Origin of the sequence: Streptomyces sp. NPDC005706 (genome assembly GCF_040631045.1) — a bacterium.
Classification (GTDB): domain Bacteria; phylum Actinomycetota; class Actinomycetes; order Streptomycetales; family Streptomycetaceae; genus Streptomyces.
The window spans coordinates 145,951-162,227 of the sequence record NZ_JBEXYS010000017.1 but is presented as its reverse complement, the minus strand read 5'-3'; the positions used below and the strand labels follow the sequence as shown (position 1 = coordinate 162,227).

Sequence of the window (16,277 nt, the reverse complement as noted above, 5' to 3'; positions counted from 1 at the left end):
ACCGTAGTTCCCGCGCGGCTGCGACCGGTGCTCGCCGTGTACGCGCTGCGCGGCCTGATCGTATGGCCCCTTCCGCTGCTCGTCGCAGCCGTGGCCGCCGGCGAGATCGTCGGGGCCGCGGGACGCTACGCGCGCGGCGGGCCCGATCTGACCGAACTGGGCGCCGCCGACATCGCCTGGTGGCGGCTGGTCGTGGAGGGTTCCGGAAACATCGCCTATCTGCTCGCCTTCAACAGCCTTGTCGAGGGCACGCTGCCGGTCGCCGACGTGCCCGGCGACCTGCGGACGGCCGAACTCCTCGATGTGGCGGCCCGGCTCCGGCTCGCGTCGTACATCGAGGCACGCGAGCCGGAGGCGGCCGAGCGCCTGGCGCGTGAGCTGCTGTCCCGCAGTGTGCCGACGACTCCCCGGACGGCGGTGCGCTGAAATGATCCCTGCCGTGGTCTACGCGATACCGGCGTTCGTGCTCCTCGTCGTCGTGGAGGCGTTGTCCTACCGTTTCCTGCCGGACGACGACGAACGCGGCTACGAGCTGCGGGACACGGTGACCAGTATGTCGATGGGCGCCGGCAGCCAGGTCGTCGCGGTGCCGTGGAAGGCGGTGACGGTCGTGGTGTACGCGGCCCTCTTCACCGTCGCTCCCTGGCGGCTCTCGCCGTCCTCGGCCTGGACCTGGCCGGTGCTGTTCCTCGCCGACGACCTGGCGTACTACGCCTTCCACCGTGCCCATCACCGCGTCAGGGTGCTGTGGGCGAGCCATGTGGTCCACCACTCCAGCGTCCGCTTCAACCTCTCGACCGCGCTGCGCCAGAGCTGGACACCGATGACGGGGCTGCCGTTCTGGCTGCCCCTGGCGCTGCTCGGCATCCCGCCGTGGATGATCCTGCTGCAGCAGGCCTTCAGCCTCGTCTACCAGTTCTTCCTGCACACCGAGCGGGTGGACAAGCTGTGGCGTCCGGTGGAACTGGTCTTCAACACGCCCTCGCACCACCGCGTCCACCACGGCTCGAACAACGAGTACCGGGACCGCAATTACGGCGGCGTCCTCATCGTCTGGGACCGGCTCTTCGGGACCTTCGAACCGGAGGGCGCACGCGCGGTCTACGGCCTCACGAAGAACATCGGCACCTACAACCCGGTCCGGGTGGCGTTCCACGAGTACACGGCCGCCTGGCGTGACGTCCGCACGGCCCGGAACTGGCGCCAGCGCGCCGGGTATCTGTTCGGGCCGCCCGGCTGGGCACCCAGGGCCGAGGGGTGATCCGCGCACGTGTCCCTGCCGGATGCCTGGGTAATAAATGACAGGTTCCGGACAAAGAGTTGGCCAAGTACCGGACCGCCCCGACCGCTCGTGATCGGGTCTCCTGCGACGGCTGTACCACACCCGTTCTGGAGGATCCGGTGCCAGCACCAACCCGCAGAAGACGATGGCTCACGATCTGTGCCATCACCGCAACCGCCGGGCTCGTCGCGATACCCGCGAGCGCCGCGCCCGGTCGCCATGGCAGTCCGTTCGGAGTCCGCACCCTCGACCGGCTCGCCGCCCAGCGCGAGCACCCGGTGGGGACCGTCAGCCCCCGGGTGAAGTCCGAGGACGGGGACGACGGCAACGAGGCCGACGAGATAGCCGAAGGCGCCGACCAGTACGCGGAGGCCCGTACCGCGCCCGGCGTCGTCGCGCCCGGCGCCTACGGCGCCGCCTGGCAGTCCTTGAACGACCTCAAGCGGACCAAGGGCAGTTGGCGGCACGTCACCGGGCTGACGTACAACTCCGACGACCCCCGCTACCGCGACATCGACTCCAACTCCAGCGGCGGCTCCGGAAACGTCACCGGGCGCATGGCCGCGATGGCCGCGGACGACGACGGCTACGTCTACGCGGGCAGCGCCGGCGGCGGAGTCTGGCGCTCGCGGACCGGTGGCGGGCACTGGCGGTCCATCAGCGACCGGCTGCCCTCGCAGTCCACCGGCGCGCTCGCCGTGGACGGCACCGGACGCCTGTGGCTCGGCACCGGCGAGGCCAACACCAACGCGGACGCCTATCTGGGCAGCGGCGTGTACGTGCTGTCCGACCCGCATCACGGCTCCTTCACCACCCGCAGCCGGGTCGGCGGCGACGAGCTGGAGAGCACCACCGTCCGCCAACTGCGGTTCGGCGGCGGCAAGGTGTGGGCGGCGACCGGCGAAGGAGTGTGGAGCCACTCCACCAAGAAGCTCCGCGGCCCCTGGAAACTGGAGTTCGCGCCCAACCCCGACTATCTGCCGGGCGGTCCGAAGGCGACGGAGGAGGACGCCGCCTACAAGAACATCACCAACGACATCGCCATCGACCCGAGGAACCCCGCCAAGGTGATCCTCGCCGTCGGCTGGCGCAGCGGTGACGACTACAACGGCTTCTACACCCGGACCGCGGGCCACTGGCAGCGGATCACCAGCGGCTTCGGTGAACTGCCGACCGACGCCGACAACGTCGGCACCGTCACCTTCGCGCACTCCGCCGACGGCTCGCGCTACTACGCGATCGACCAGTCGCCCGAGCAGATGGCCACCAACCCGGACAGCGGCCTGCAGGGCATCTACCGCGCCGCCTCGCCCTTCGGCCCCTGGACGAGGATCGCCGACTACAAGCAGCTCGCGGCCGACGGCTCCGCCCTGACCACGGCGGGATACATGCCGGGCGTACAGGCCTGGTACAACCAGTTCCTCACCGTAGACCCGGCCGACCCCGAGCACGTGTACGCCGGCCTGGAAGAGGTCTACGAGACCAAGGACGCCGGCGCCACCTGGTCCACCGTCGGCCCCTACTGGAACTTCAACTTCCCCTGCTGGAACATCGATCCCGCCCGGCAGACCGGAAGCTGCGACCAGACCACGCACTCCGACCAGCACGGCGTGGCGATCGGCCGCTACCACGGCAGGAGTTACGTCTACGTCGGCAACGACGGCGGAGCCTACCGGCGCCCGGTGCACGGCTCCCGGGACTCCTCCGGCCACGCCACGGACTGGGCCTCGCTCAACGACGGCACCATCGACACCCTCCAGTACTACTCGGTCGGCGTCGGCAAGGACCCGGGCCACCACGGGGTGTCCGTCACCGGCGGTCTGCAGGACAACGGCCAGTCGGTCCTGCGCAGCGACGACAAGGTGATGGGCTCCAACTTCGGCGGTGACGGCGGTGACACCCTCACCGACCCGGCCAACGGCTGCGACCTCGCCGAGGAGTACGTCTACCTCGCCGTCCAGGTCACCCAGAACTGCGCCGTGAACGACGGCTCCTGGATGACCGACCCCGCGAAGGCGACCTCGTACAACGTCGCCCCGGCCGACAACACCACCGGCGAGGCCCGCTTCATCGCCCCGCTCGCCGCCGACATGCGGAACAGCGCGACCTGGATCGCCGGCGGCCGCCACATCTGGGTGCAGGACCACGGCTACGCCATCCGCAGCGGCTCCGAATGGCGGAGCGTGTACGACCTCGGCGCCGGCCGCACCGCGACCGCCGTCGCCGCCTCGGGCGGCAAGGTGTACGCGGCCTGGTGCGGGCCCTGCAACGAGGACGGATTCGCCCGCGGTATCGCCGTCGGCAACGCGGACGGTACCGGCTGGCACGACATCGGCCTGCCGGCCACCGGGGCGGACGGCACGGTGCCCAACCGCTACCTCAGCGGCTTCGCCGTCGACCCGAGGAACGCCGACCACGTCTTCCTCGCGGTCAACGGCTTCTCGCGGCACTGGACCGAGGGTCCCGGCGCCGGTCACGGCCACGTCTTCGAGTCCACCGACGGTGGCACCACCTGGAAGGACGTCTCGGCGAACCTGCCCGACGTACCGGCCGACTCCGTCGTGGTGACCCCGAACGGCGGGCTCGCCCTCGCCACCGACCTCGGCGTTGTCTACCGCGCCCCGGGCCACACCAAGTGGCAGCGCGTCGGCTCCCTCCCGGCCGTCGCCGTGCTGCAGCTGAAGCTCAGCCCGGACGGGGGCACCCTGTACGCGGCCACGCACGGCCGCGGCATCCACGCCATCAGGGTGCGCGACCTCGGCTGACGCGAGCACGGACGCGCGAGGGGTGATCCCGGTCCCGGGGTCACCCCTCCGCAGTGTGCGGCACGGCGCTCACCGCTCACCGGAACCGGCGGGCACGCGGCAGCGCGCCCGCCGGTTCCGGATCAGCCGGCGCGCAGACGGGTGAGCGTCGCCTCCAGGTCGGCCTGGCGGGGCCGGTTGTGAGGGAGCTTGGCGAGCATGGCGGCCATGCCGCAGGTGTTGGTCACCGCCGAGAAGACCAGGCCGCCGGCGATGCCCGCGGACAGCAGCCGGAAGGCGGGGTGCACGAACTCGCCCAGCGCCAGGCCGAGCAGGACCACGGAGCCCGCGGTGAGGCGGACCTGCCGCTCCATGCCCCAGGTCGCCCGCGTGCCGCCCTCGGGGCGGTCGAGGTCGTTGCCCCGGGCGGCCCAGGCACCGGTGCCGCCGGCGAGGGTGGCGGTGTGGACGCCGCTCTCGGCGAGCGTCCGGCAGGCGTTCTCGGAACGGGCGCCCGAGGCGCAGACGACGAGGACCTCGCCGCGCTCGGCGGCCCCCCGGATCTCCGGCAGCGCCCGGCCGAGCTGGTCGAGGGGGATGTTGAATGCGCCGGGAATGTGTCCGCCGGCGTACTCGCCGGGGGTGCGGACGTCGATGACGGTGAGTTCGTGCAGCCGGGAGCCGGCCTGCTGGGGGTCGAGGGTGACGGGGGTGGTCATGGCGGATCTCTTCCTTGTGTGTGAAGGCGCCCCGGACGGGGGCCGGACTGCTGAAGTCGTGAGGCGTACGCGCACGGGCCGACCGGGCCGCCGCCGTGGTCAGACGAGCGCGTCGAGGAGCATGAGGGCGGCCACCGCGAGCAGCACGCAGGCGAACAGGCGCTGCAGGGCCTGGCCCCTGATATTCCGCGAGAGCCGTTTGCCGTCCCAGGCGCCCAGGACCGCCGCCGCGGTGAACGGTGCGACGACCGCCCAGTCCAGACGCGTTCCGCTGCCGGCCCGGGCGCCGAGCGCCGCCAGCGAGTTGATCGTGATGACCAGCAGGCTGGTGCCGACGGCCCGGCGCATGGGCAGGTTCAGCACACCGACCAGGGCCGGTACGGCGAGGAATCCGCCGCCCACGCCGAGGAACCCGGTCACCGCGCCGAGCCCGGCACCGGCGGCACCGGCCTTCCCGGGCCGCACCGCGCCCGAGGCGTCGGCACGGGCGGGACGCAGCATGCGCAGCGCCGCGAGGGCCGCGACGACGGCGAAGGCGGCGGTCAACACGGTCTGGGGGAGGTGTCCGGCGGCGGCCCCCGCGATCATCGCGGGCACGATGCCGGCCGCCGCGAAGAGCAGACCGGTGCGCCAGACGACGTTGCCGTCCCGGGCGTGCCCGGCGAGGGCGGTGACCGAGGTCAGGGTGACGATGACCAGGGCGGCCGTGGTCGCCTCCGCCGGGGTGAGGCCGAGCAGGTAGATCAGGGCGGGCACCGCCAGGACGCTGCCACCACCGCCGAGCCCACCGAGGGCCAGGCCGACGACGGCACCGGCGACGAGCGCGAGGAGCAGAGCGGTCATGCTATCGAGCCGTGGTTCCCGCGTTCGTCGACGACCGGATGCCCGGCGGCGGCCCACGCCTTCATGCCACCCTTGACGTCCACCGCCTCGGCGCCACGGCCGGCGAGCAGACCGGCGGCCTGCCGCGAGCGGTTCCCGCTGCGGCAGATCACCACCAGGGGCCGCCCCCGGGCCGCGTCCGGCAGCGCCGCCCCGGCGGCCAGGCGGGACAGCGGCGCGTGGACCGCGGCGGGCGCGTGCCCGGCGTCCCACTCGTGCTGCTCGCGTATGTCCAGCAGGACGGCCGGCGCCTCGGCGTCCAGGACGCGCCGGCGGGCCTCGTCGACGGTGACGCGGTCCTCGCCGCGACGGAAGAGGGACATCAGACGACCTCTCATGGGTTCGAAACGTTCGGAACGGCGGAGACGAAGGGCGGTCAGCCGGTGACCACGGTCAGTCCGGCGGCGGTGGCGGCGTCGAAGCCGTCGTCCACCGCCACGACGTACCGCCCGGAGGCGTCGAGCAGCGAGGCGGCGATGCCGGCGCGCATCCCGCCGGCGCAGTGCACCCAGACGGTGCCCGCCGGTACCTCGGCGAGCCGCTTGTGCAGCTCGTGGACCGGGATGTGCGCGGAGCCCTCGATGTGGCCGGCGGCCCGCTCGGAGTCCCGTCGCACGTCCAGCACGACGACGCCGTCCGTACCGCGCTCGGCCAGCCCCGCGAAGGTGGAGCGGGTGAAGGAGGCCGGCCGTCCGCCCTCGGGCACCCACTGCTCGGGGCTTCCGGTCGCGGCGGCGGCGGGCCGGTCGATGCCCACCCGGACCAGCTCCCGCTGCGCGGCGGCCAGCTGCTCGGGGGACTCCGCGAGCAGGGTGACCGGCTTGCCCCACGGGATCATCCAGGCCAGGTAGGTGGCGATCTTGCCGTCCGCCTCGAAATTGAACGACCCCGCGACATGGCCCCGCGCGAACGCGACCCGGTTGCGCAGGTCCACCACCCACTCACCGGCCGCGAGCCGGGCGGCGATCTCGTCCGCGTCCGCGACGGCCGGGGGAGTCAGATCGACCGGGGCCGGCCCGCCGGCGTTGGCCGGGCCCATGTGCGCGTAGTAGGCGGGGATGTCGTCGAGGCCGGCGAGCAGGTGGGCGACGAAGGAGTCCACGTCCTGGGTGAGCGCCGCGTTGGCGGTCTTCTCCTTGCCGATCGTGGTGGCGTCGCCCTCCGCCTGCGCCGAGGAGCAGAAGCTGCCGAAGCCGTGCGTCGGCAGCACCGGGGTCTCGTCCGGCAGCTCGGCCGCGAGACGGTGGGCGGAGGCGTGCTGGGCGCGCGCCAGCCGCTCGGTCAGGCGGGGCTCGACCAGGTCGGGGCGGCCCACGGTGCCGATCAGCAGCGACCCGCCGGTGAAAGCGGCCACCGGCACGCCGGCCTCCCGCAGCACGTAGGAGGTGTGGTGCGGGGTGTGGCCGGGCGTGGCGACGGCCCGCAGTTCGAGGCCGCTGTCGAGGGCGAGCGTGTCGCCGTCGCCCACCGGCACACGGGCGAACGCCACGTCCGCCCCGGCCGGCACCAGATAGGCGGCTCCCGTGACCCGTGCGAGCTCCAGGCCGCCGGTGACGTAGTCGTTGTGGATGTGGGTCTCCACCACGTGCGAGATCCGCACCCCGCGCCGGGCGGCCGCCGCCAGGACCTGATCGAAGTCGCGCGGCGGATCCACCGCCACGGCCGTGTCACGGCCGCCGGCCAGGTAATGGCGGTTGCCCAGCCCCTCGAGCTCGATGGTGTCGATGAAGAACACGGAGATGCCCCTTCCACGGAGATTACCCCCCCGGGTATGTAATCCACCGTAACACGGGTACCCCGGGGGGTATTTCTGTCGCCTTTCCGTCGCCGTGGTGGGGGAGAGCGCGGGATCGACGGGTCCCGGCCGCCGAGAGGTCCGACGTGGGGTGTACGCGGGATGGGGCCGTGGCCCCGTCGTCATCGCGAATCAGCCGAACGGGCAGGTGGGACCCGTCGGGAGCAGCGTGGGGGGCGTGCCTTCCATCGCGGGCGCGGCACTCTTCCGTCGAGGCCCGAGACCGTGACACCGCCGGTCAGCGGGCAGGCGGGGCCTCAGCGCACCGCCCAGGTGTCCGCTCCGCTCGATGGCGAGCCCTGAAGGCCGACGTCCAAGAGTTCTCCCTCTCGGAGGCCGCCGTGACCTGGACCGGCGCGACCGACCTGGAACCGGGCGACGTCATCAGCATTCTCGGCGTCGATCACGACTTCTACGACGATGCGATGCGCACCGGAGGCAGCATCGCCTGGAACGACCGGAATCCCGGGAGCATCATCAGCTCCGGTGAGGCGGTGAGGCGGTGAGGCGGTGAGGCGGTGAGGCGGTGAGGCGGTGAGGCGGTGAGGCGGTGAGGTACGGCGCGGCGCCGGCTCGTGGGAGCCCAGTGACGTCACGCGCGGGTGTCCCGGCACGGCGGAGCGGGCCGGTCGGTCGTGTCCGTCGGGCCCCGCGCGTCGGGGCGGGCCGGACCTCCGTGTCCGTCGCGCCGGAGGACGGCAGGTCCGGTCCCGTGGCCGGGCCTGCCGCCGTCGGCGGACGCTACTTGGTGCCGAGACCGGCCGGGTCGAGTTCGTCCTTGCCCGCGGCCTTGAGCACCTTGTTGAGCGGCGTGAGGTCGTAGATGCCCTTCAGGTCCGGCTTGTCGAGCAGGCCGGCCGTCACCGCGTGCTGCGCCTCGGTGTCGAGGGTCGAGGCCAGCGGGTCGTCGAGGAAGGTGATGGACTTCCACGCCGGATCGATGACCTCGGCGGGCAGCGCCTTGCCCGACAGGTCCTCCAGGGCCTTGTTGGCGGACGCCTTCGCCTTCTCCGGGTTGGCGTCGATCCACTCGTTCGTCTTCACCGAGCCGCGCAGCACGGCCTCGACGACGTCCGGGTGCTCCTTCAGGAACTTCTGCGACACGATGATGTTCGTGATCACGAACTTGTTGCCGGGCCACAGCGACGACTCGTCGAGCAGCACCTTGCCGCCCTCGGCGACCAGCTTGGAGGCGGTCGGCTCGGGCACCCATGCGCCGTCGATGGAGCCGGACTTGTAGGCGTCCGGGGTCACCTTGTTGTCGGTGCGGACGACGGAGACGTCACCCTTGCCGCTCTGCGCGTCGACCTTCCAGCCCTGCTCCGCGACCCAGTTGAGGAAGGCCACGTCCTGGGTGTTGCCGAGCTGCGGCGTGGCGATCTTCTTGCCCTTGACGTCCTTCAGGGACTTGATCTTCTTCGGGTTCACGACCAGCTTCACGCCGCCGGAGGCCGAACCGCCGATGATCCGCAGGTTCTTGCCGTTGGACTTGGTGTAGCCGTTGATGGCGGGGGAGGGGCCGATCCAGCCGATGTCGATGGACCCGGCGTTGAGCGCCTCGATCTCGGAGGGGCCGGCGTTGAAGGTGGAGGTCTTGATCGTGGTGCCGCCGAGCTCCTTCTGGAACAAGCCCTCCTGCACGCCCACGAGGGCGGTGGCGTGCGTGAGGTTGGGGAAGTAGCCGATCTTCACCTCGTCGGTGGAGAGCTTCTCGGCACCCGCCGCGACCGCGTTCTTCTTCCCGTCGTCGGTCGACTCGGAGCCGTACCCGCAGGCGGTCAGCAGGACGGGGAGCGCCGCGATGACGGCGATGGTGCGTGAAATGGTGAGCGGTCTTGCGGCAGACACGGAGGTGTCCTCTCGGGGGAGGGATGAACAAGGAGATGCGGAAAGCGGGCAGGGCTGCGCGCTCTCCTTCGGGTGCGTGGGCTCGCCCGGCCGGTCCGCGGCGGCGGGTACGTCGTCCCCGGCCTGCGAGCGGGCCGGAAGGGACGTCAGGCGAGAGCGACGCGCCCGCCGAGGCCGGCGGGGTACGCGGACGGCTCAGACAGGCCGACAGATGGCACTGCGGGTGCGGCCGAAGTCGATGTGCCGACGCGAGGTCAGCGGGGGCGGCGACAGGAGTGTGCGGTTCGGCGACTCCATGAGCACACCCCCGCCTTCCCTAGTTTTCCTACCTGGTTGCTAGGGATCGTGACAGAAGGCGGCGCTCACCCCAAGGGGGTGTTCGCATGATGGACGGCAGCGGTCAGACGGGCAGGACGAACGGCGGATGCGTGCCGTTGAGGAAGTAGTCCCCCACATCGCGGAGCCGGGGAGCGACGGGCTCGTACAGGGTGTGCGTCCGGGCGTTGCGCCAGAAGCGGTCGAAGCCCAGCCGTGCGGACGCGGAGCGGGCGCCGACGATGTCGAGGGCGCGGGCGGTGGACTCCTGCGCGGCCCGCGAGGAGGCGGCTTCGGCCATGGCGACGAGGACGGAGATGTCCGCGTACTCGTCGTAGGTCAGGTCCGCGCCGCGTGCCAGCCCCTCGTGCACGGCTTCCAGCGCCTGATCGGTGAGCGCGGACGCGGAGCGGGTGAGGACGGCGAGCTCCCCGTAGGCGGCCAGCACCTGCGGGTCCTGGGCGGAGCCGGCCGGCCGGGAGGGGTGCCGGGACGACCGCCCGGCCCTGCTGTACTCCCGGGCCTCGGCGAGCACTCCCTCCGCCATGCCGAGACGGAGCTGGACCGAGAGGAGGCGCCCGACCGGAGAGGCCAGGGCGGTCGGAGGCGACAGGATGTCCTCGTCCGCGGACAGCGACCCGAGCACGTCGTCGGCGGCGACCGGTACGGAGTCGAACTCCACGCCGCCGCCGGCCGCGAGGCGCTGGCCGAAGGTGTCGGCGTCGCCACCGGTACCCACGCCGTGGTGGGCGGGATCGACGACGACGGCGAGTGGTTCGCCGGTGTCGGCCCGCACCGCCCGCACGGCGAGGCGGTCGGCGACCAGGACTCCGGTGGAGTAGCTCTGCCGTCCGTTGAGCACATGGCCGCCGCCGCGCGCCCTGGTCAGTGCCAGAGGGGAGTCCTGACGGGCGAGACCGCCACCCCAGCACCACTGCTCCGCGGCGTACTGCCGCTCCAGCCGGGCGGCACGGGAGGGATCGGTGAGAAAGCGGGCGCTCCACGACAGGAAGTAGTGGCCGCCGAGCAGTTGGCCGATCGCGCCGTCGGCCGCGGCGATCTCCCGGACCACCGCGTAGGCCGTGGCCCAGTCCGCGCCGCCCCCTCCCGACTCCGCCGGCACGAGGAGCGTCAGCAGCCCCGCCTCGCGCAACCGGGACACCTCGTCGAGCGGGGGCTTGCCCGCCTGCTCCCGGGCCACCGCGTCCGTGGCCAGGTCGTCCGCCGACTCGCGGGCCACGCGCAGCCAGTGCGCACGGCCGGGCGCGGTCGGGCCGGTATCCGAAAGGGATCCGGACGGCGCGGTGGCAACGCCCATGGTGGCGGTCTCCTCAAAGTCAACGGCAAGGCTTCCAGCGGTAGTCGGCTCACCCGTCCGCCCGTGCCGCCACGCACCGGCCGTGTGCCTCGCACCCGGCAGCGGGCGGCGCCGGGGACGTGACCGGAGCGGACGTGCCGACGGCGAACGAGTCGTCGCGGCGCGGGGCACTCGTACCTCATCCTGCGCACCCCACCGGGGAACCGTCAACGCTTCCCTAGTAAATCGATAGGAATTATAGGGAACGCGTCCGCCGGGCTCCCGGAACCGGGTCGCGGAAGCGGCTCAACACCCGTCCGCCATCCGGGCCGTGGTTGACGGAACGCGAGATGTACTGCTCAATTGGGCGCATGAATGCCGAGCAGCGCCTGGTCACCCGTGACCACATCGACTTCGGTCGGGTGTGGTCCGCGGCGTGTTGCGCCTGAAGCGGCAGCGGGCCGTCTGACCGGCTCTCACCTTTCCCGGTCACCCCGTCGCGGACCGGGTTCCTCCCCTCGTAGCACCGTCGCACGCCCGCGCTGACACGCGCTGACCGGCGTGGGAACGGTCCCGCGGGACACACCGGACGCGCGCTGCCGCCGCCCTCTTCCGCCGAGGTCCAGCGCCCCGGCGTCGTCCCATCCGCTCACCCTTCTTCCAGCGCCCGAGGTGTGCCGTCGCACGGTCCGCGGGGCTGCTGCTCGCTCAACCCTCCAGGGCCTCATCGCGGCCACCACCAAGAAGGACAACGGACTGGTCAAGGCGCTCGCCGACGCCCTCGACAAGATCATCGAGAACGGCACCTACGCGAAGGTGCTCAAGCGCCGGGGCCCGTCCGGCGAAGCCGTGGCGAAGTCGGAGATCAACCCGCCCGGCCTGCCCAAGACCAGCAAGTAGCCGTCCCCACGCCACGAAAGGTCCGCCATGGCCACCGTCCTGTCCGTCTCCGGAAGCCCGTCCGCCACCTCCCGCACCGCCCGGCTGCTGCGCCACCTGGACGCGCGCCTCACGGCGCAGGGACACCAGGTGATCCCACTGGACGTCCGCACCGTCCCCGCCGAGGCCCTCCTCGGCGCCGACTTCCAGCACCCCGCGATCCGCGAGGCGGCCGCGCTCTTCGATGGCGCCGACGGGGTGGTGATCGGCACTCCCGTCTACAAGGCCGCCTACTCCGGGCTGCTGAAGTCACTGCTCGATCTGCTGCCGCAGTACGGCCTGGCCGGCAAGACCGTCCTCCCGCTGGCGACCGGCGGAACCACGGCCCACGTCCTGGCCATCGACTACGCCCTGCGCCCCGTACTCAGCTCCATGGGCGCCGCGCACATCGTCCCGGGCTGGTTCACGTTGGACAAGGACATCGCGGTGGGCGATGACGGCACCCTGACCGTCGCGCCGGGCCCGGCCGAGGCCCTCGCCCAGGTCGTCGACCAGTTCTCCGCCGCCCTCGGAAGCCGTACGGCCCTGCTGGCGGCCGCCGGATGAGCTCCCCGACCGCGACCGCCGACGACGAACGAGAGATGTGCGACCCGGTGAACCTCACCTTCCACTGGTTCCTGCCCACCAACGGCGACAGCCGTCATGTCGTCGGCGGCGGCCACGGCACCCCGGCCACCGTCTCGGGACGGGACCGGCCGCCCACGGTGGCCTACCTGAGCCAGATAGCCCGCGCCGCGGAGGACCTCGGCTTCACCGGTGCGCTGACCCCCACCGGCGCCTGGTGCGAGGACGCCTGGCTGACCACCGCCATGGTCAGCCGGCACACCGAGCGGCTGAAATTCCTGGTCGCCTTCAGACCCGGCTTCGTCTCGCCGACGCTCGCCGCGCAGATGGCGTCCACCTTCCAGCGGCAGAGCGGCGGCCGGCTGCTGCTCAACGTGGTCACGGGCGGAGAGAGCCACGAGCAGCGCGCCTACGGCGACTTCCTCGACAAGGACGCGCGTTATCGCCGTACCGGCGAATTCCTGCACGTCGTACGGGAGTTGTGGGACGGCGGGACCGTCGACCTGGACGGCGAGCACCTGCGGATCGCGGACGCCCGGCTCGCGCGGCTGCCCGACCCCGTCCCCGAGGTGTACTTCGGCGGCTCGTCGCCCATCGCCGGTGAGATCGCGGCGCGGTACGCCGACGTCTACCTCACCTGGGGCGAGCCACCCGCCCAGGTCGCCGAGAAGATCGCCGGGATCAGAAGGCTCGCCGCCGGCCAGGGTCGCTCCCTCCGCTTCGGAATCCGGCTGCACGTCATCACCCGCGACACCTCCGAACAGGCGTGGGCGGAGGCGCACCGGCTCCTGGACGGCTTCCACCCGGAGACGGTGCGGGCGGTGCAGGCCGGGCTCGCCCGCAGCGAGTCCGAGGGGCAGCGGCGCATGCTCGCCCTCCACGGCGGCGGCAACCGCGACTCCCTGGAGATCCACCCCAACCTGTGGGCCGGCATCGGCCTGGTGCGCGGCGGCGCGGGCACCGCGCTGGTCGGCAGTCACACCGAGGTGGCCGAGCGCATCGAGGAGTACCACGCCCTGGGCATCGAGGAGTTCGTCCTCTCCGGCTACCCGCACCTGGAGGAGGCGTACTGGTTCGGCGAGGGCGTACTGCCCAGGCTCCAGGCGCAGGGTCTGTGGACCCACCCGCTGCGCGCCGCGAAGGACACGCCCGCCGCCCAGGTCCCCTTCGCGGGCTCCGGAACCCCGCGATGACCCACGGTCGCGACCGTCCGGCTCGGCACCCCCGCACCAGGAAGGCAGCCCTTTCGTGTCCGCATCCCCTCCGCTCCACCTCGCCGTCGCGCTCGACGGCACGGGCTGGCATCCGGCCGCATGGCGTGAGCCGGGCGCCCGGCCCCACGACCTGCTCACCGCCGGCTACTGGGCCGGCCTCGTGACCGAGGCCGAACGCGGCCTGCTCGACTTCGTGACCTTCGAGGACGGGCTCGGGCTCCAGTCCGCGCACCCCACGGAGCCCGACGGACGCACCGACCAGGTGCGCGGCCGACTGGACGCGGTGCTCATCGCCGCCCGCGTCGCACCGCTGACCCGCCACATCGGGCTGATTCCGGCCGTGGTCGCCACCCACACCGAGCCTTTCCACATCTCCAAGGCGATCGCCACCCTGGACTACGTCAGCACCGGTCGCGCGGGCCTGTGCGTCCAGGTGTCGGCACGGCGGAACGAGGCGGCGCACTTCGGCCGCCGTACCTTCCCGCGCCTCGGCGCCGAGGACCGCGACACTCCGGCGGGCAGGGCACTGATCGCCGAGCTCCTCGAGGAGGCCGCCGACCATGTCGAGGTGGTGCGCCGCCTGTGGGACAGCTGGGAGGACGACGCGGAGATCCGCGACGTCGCCACCGGCCGCTTCATCGACCGCGACAAGCTGCACCCCATCGACTTCGAGGGCAGGCACTTCAGCGTCAAGGGCCCTTCGATCACCCCCCGGCCACCGCAAGGGCAGCCCGTCGTCAGCGCGCTCGCACACCACGGCGTGTCCTGGCAACTGGTGGGCGGCTCCGCAGACATCGGCTACATCACCCCGCACGACACCGACCAGGCCCGCGCGGCTGTCGCCGGCATCCGCGCCGCCCAGGCCGCGGCGGGGCGGGCCGAGGAGCCGCTCCACATCTTCGGTGACCTGGTCGTGTTCCTGGACGACGATCCGGCGGCGGCGAAGGACCGCAGGACCCGCCTGGACGACCTCGCGGGACACCCCTACGCCAGTGACGCCGAGGTGTTCACCGGTACGCCCGCACAACTGGCCGATCTGCTCATGGAACGCCGCCGGGCCGGACTGAGCGGCTTCCGTCTGCGCCCCGGAGCGATCGGGCACGACCTGGAGCACATCACACGAGGCCTGGTGCCCGAACTCCAGCGGCGAGGAGCCTTCCGGCGCGCCTACGAGGCGGACACACTGCGCGGACTGCTCGGACTCGACCGCCCCGCCAACCGCTACGCAGCCGTCCGAGCCGGAGGAGCCCCACGGCCATGAGCGACCCCGCAACGGGCAAGCCCCTCAAGCAGATCCACCTCGCCGCCCACTTCCCCGGCGTCAACAACACCACGGTGTGGAGCGACCCACGGGCCGGCAGCCATATCGAGTTCAGCTCGTTCGCGCACTTCGCCCGGACCGTCGAACGCGCCAAGTTCGACTTCCTGTTCCTCGCCGAGGGACTGCGGCTGCGCGAACAGGGCGGTCACATATACGACTTGGATGTGGTGGGGCGGCCCGACACCTTCACCGTCCTGTCCGCCCTCGCCGCCGTCACCGAACGGCTCGGCCTGACCGGCACCATCAACTCCACCTTCAACGAGCCCTACGAGGTGGCCCGCCAGTTCGCGAGCCTGGACCACCTGTCGGGGGGACGCGCCGCCTGGAACGTCGTGACCTCCTGGGACGCCTTCACCGGCGAGAACTTCCGCCGCGGCGGCTTCCTCCCGCAGGAGCAGCGCTACTCCAGGGCACGGGAGTTCCTCGCCACCGCCACCGAACTGTTCGACTCCTGGCACGGTGACGAGATCGTCGCCGACCGCGAGTCCGGCATCTTCCTCAAGAACGCCAGCGCGGGCGCCTTCGTCCACCGGGGCGAACACTTCGACATCACGGGCCGGTTCGACGTGCCGCGCAGCCCCCAGGGCCGCCCCGTGATCTTCCAGGCCGGCGACTCCGACGAGGGCCGCGAGTTCGCCGCGTCGAGCGCGGACGCCATCTTCAGCCGGCACAGCACCCTGGAGGCGGGCCAGGACTTCTACGCCGACGTCAAGGGCCGCCTGGCCCGCCACGGCCGGACCCCCGGCCGGCTGCTGATCCTGCCCGCGGCGACCTTCGTGCTCGGCGACACGGACGCCGAGGCGCGGGAGCGGGCGCGTGAGGTGCGACACCTGCAGGTCAGCGGACAGACCGCGATCAAGTACCTGGAGCACGTCTGGAACCGGGACCTGTCCGGCTACGACCCGGACGGCCCGCTTCCCGACATCGACCCGGACCCCGGCGAGAACACGATCGCCCGCGGCCGGGCGAGCGTCCGGATGTTCCGCGACCCCCTCGCCGTCGCCCGGCAATGGCGCGAACGCGCCGCGGCCGAGAACCTGTCGATCCGCGAGCTGGTCATCGAGACCACCGGCCGCCAGTCGTTCGTCGGCTCCCCGGCGACCGTCGCCGAGACCATCAACACCTTCGTCCAGACCGACGCCGCCGACGGCTTCATCCTGGTCCCGCACATCACTCCCGGCGGCCTGGACGAGTTCGCCGACACCGTCGTCCCGCTGCTCCAGGAACGCGGTGTGTTCCGGCACGACTACACCGGCACCACACTCCGCGACCACCTCGGCCTGGCCCACCCCGACGCCCGCACGCACCCGCCGGCCGGGTGACGCCGTGAAGCGGGGCCGAGCACCGCACCCCGCTC

At 72.2% G+C, this 16,277-nt stretch carries 13 protein-coding genes and 2 pseudogenes; 9 read left to right on the top strand and 6 right to left on the bottom strand.

Annotation, left to right across the window (positions count from 1 at the left end; genetic code table 11):
- The 3 genes and pseudogenes from ABZ478_RS25590 to ABZ478_RS25580 all read left to right on the top strand — a co-directional run.
- Positions 1 to 426 (top strand): annotated as a pseudogene (locus ABZ478_RS25590) (hypothetical protein); the annotation flags it as partial.
- A 13-nt stretch (positions 427 to 439) separates the two neighbouring features.
- Positions 440 to 1,261 carry a sterol desaturase family protein gene (locus tag ABZ478_RS25585; RefSeq protein ID WP_359552985.1) on the top strand — a complete coding sequence of 274 codons (822 nt, stop codon included), beginning with the start codon at positions 440 to 442 and terminating at the stop codon, positions 1,259 to 1,261.
- 140 nt (positions 1,262 to 1,401) lie between these two features.
- Positions 1,402 to 4,047, top strand: coding sequence for a glycosyl hydrolase (locus ABZ478_RS25580; RefSeq protein ID WP_359552984.1), 2,646 nt, complete (start codon positions 1,402 to 1,404; stop codon positions 4,045 to 4,047).
- 122 nt (positions 4,048 to 4,169) lie between these two features.
- On the opposite strand, the gene ABZ478_RS25575 is transcribed toward ABZ478_RS25580, so the two are convergent.
- The 4 genes from ABZ478_RS25575 to ABZ478_RS25560 all read right to left on the bottom strand — a co-directional run bounded on the left by ABZ478_RS25575 (position 4,170) and on the right by ABZ478_RS25560 (position 7,362).
- A complete protein-coding gene (locus ABZ478_RS25575) occupies positions 4,170 to 4,745 on the bottom strand; it encodes a rhodanese-like domain-containing protein (protein ID WP_359552983.1) in 576 nt (191 codons plus the stop codon).
- A gap of 99 nt (positions 4,746 to 4,844) precedes the next feature.
- Entirely contained in the window at positions 4,845 to 5,588 is a 744-nt protein-coding gene (locus ABZ478_RS25570) for a sulfite exporter TauE/SafE family protein (protein ID WP_359552982.1), read from the bottom strand.
- The gene (locus ABZ478_RS25565) at positions 5,585 to 5,950 is read right to left on the bottom strand and encodes a rhodanese-like domain-containing protein (protein ID WP_359552981.1); all 366 of its coding nucleotides are present in this window, start codon (positions 5,948 to 5,950) and stop codon (positions 5,585 to 5,587) included. Before ABZ478_RS25565 ends, ABZ478_RS25570 begins: the two co-directional genes overlap by 4 nt.
- Positions 5,951 to 6,003: 53 nt before the next feature.
- Entirely contained in the window at positions 6,004 to 7,362 is a 1,359-nt protein-coding gene (locus ABZ478_RS25560; RefSeq protein ID WP_359552980.1) for an MBL fold metallo-hydrolase, read from the bottom strand.
- A 401-nt stretch (positions 7,363 to 7,763) separates the two neighbouring features.
- On the opposite strand from ABZ478_RS25560, the gene ABZ478_RS25555 reads away from it, so the two are divergent.
- A complete protein-coding gene (locus ABZ478_RS25555) occupies positions 7,764 to 7,928 on the top strand; it encodes a hypothetical protein (RefSeq protein ID WP_359552979.1) in 165 nt (54 codons plus the stop codon).
- 235 nt (positions 7,929 to 8,163) lie between these two features.
- Here the strand turns inward: ABZ478_RS25555 and ABZ478_RS25550 are convergent, their stop codons facing one another.
- Together ABZ478_RS25550 and ABZ478_RS25545 are read right to left on the bottom strand one after the other, a co-directional pair.
- A complete protein-coding gene (locus ABZ478_RS25550) occupies positions 8,164 to 9,270 on the bottom strand; it encodes an aliphatic sulfonate ABC transporter substrate-binding protein (RefSeq protein WP_359552978.1) in 1,107 nt (368 codons plus the stop codon).
- A 400-nt stretch (positions 9,271 to 9,670) separates the two neighbouring features.
- Positions 9,671 to 10,903 carry an acyl-CoA dehydrogenase family protein gene (locus ABZ478_RS25545; protein ID WP_359552977.1) on the bottom strand — a complete coding sequence of 411 codons (1,233 nt, stop codon included), beginning with the start codon at positions 10,901 to 10,903 and terminating at the stop codon, positions 9,671 to 9,673.
- Positions 10,904 to 11,596: 693 nt separating this feature from the next.
- Between ABZ478_RS25545 and ABZ478_RS25540 the strand changes: the two are divergent.
- The 5 genes and pseudogenes from ABZ478_RS25540 to ABZ478_RS25520 form a co-directional block, all read left to right on the top strand.
- A pseudogene (locus ABZ478_RS25540) lies at positions 11,597 to 11,782 on the top strand (ABC transporter substrate-binding protein); the annotation flags it as partial.
- A 27-nt stretch (positions 11,783 to 11,809) separates the two neighbouring features.
- A complete protein-coding gene (ssuE, locus tag ABZ478_RS25535; RefSeq protein ID WP_359552976.1) occupies positions 11,810 to 12,367 on the top strand; it encodes an NADPH-dependent FMN reductase in 558 nt (185 codons plus the stop codon).
- Positions 12,368 to 12,414: 47 nt separating this feature from the next.
- On the top strand, positions 12,415 to 13,578 hold the full coding sequence (locus ABZ478_RS25530; protein ID WP_359552989.1) for an LLM class flavin-dependent oxidoreductase: 1,164 nt from the start codon (positions 12,415 to 12,417) through the stop codon (positions 13,576 to 13,578).
- A gap of 55 nt (positions 13,579 to 13,633) precedes the next feature.
- Positions 13,634 to 14,860 (top strand): LLM class flavin-dependent oxidoreductase, encoded by a 1,227-nt coding sequence (locus ABZ478_RS25525; RefSeq protein ID WP_359552975.1) that lies wholly within the window; start codon positions 13,634 to 13,636, stop codon positions 14,858 to 14,860.
- Positions 14,857 to 16,242 carry an NtaA/DmoA family FMN-dependent monooxygenase gene (locus tag ABZ478_RS25520; RefSeq protein ID WP_359552974.1) on the top strand — a complete coding sequence of 462 codons (1,386 nt, stop codon included), beginning with the start codon at positions 14,857 to 14,859 and terminating at the stop codon, positions 16,240 to 16,242. Before ABZ478_RS25525 ends, ABZ478_RS25520 begins: the two co-directional genes overlap by 4 nt.
- Positions 16,243 to 16,277 lie beyond the last annotated feature (35 nt).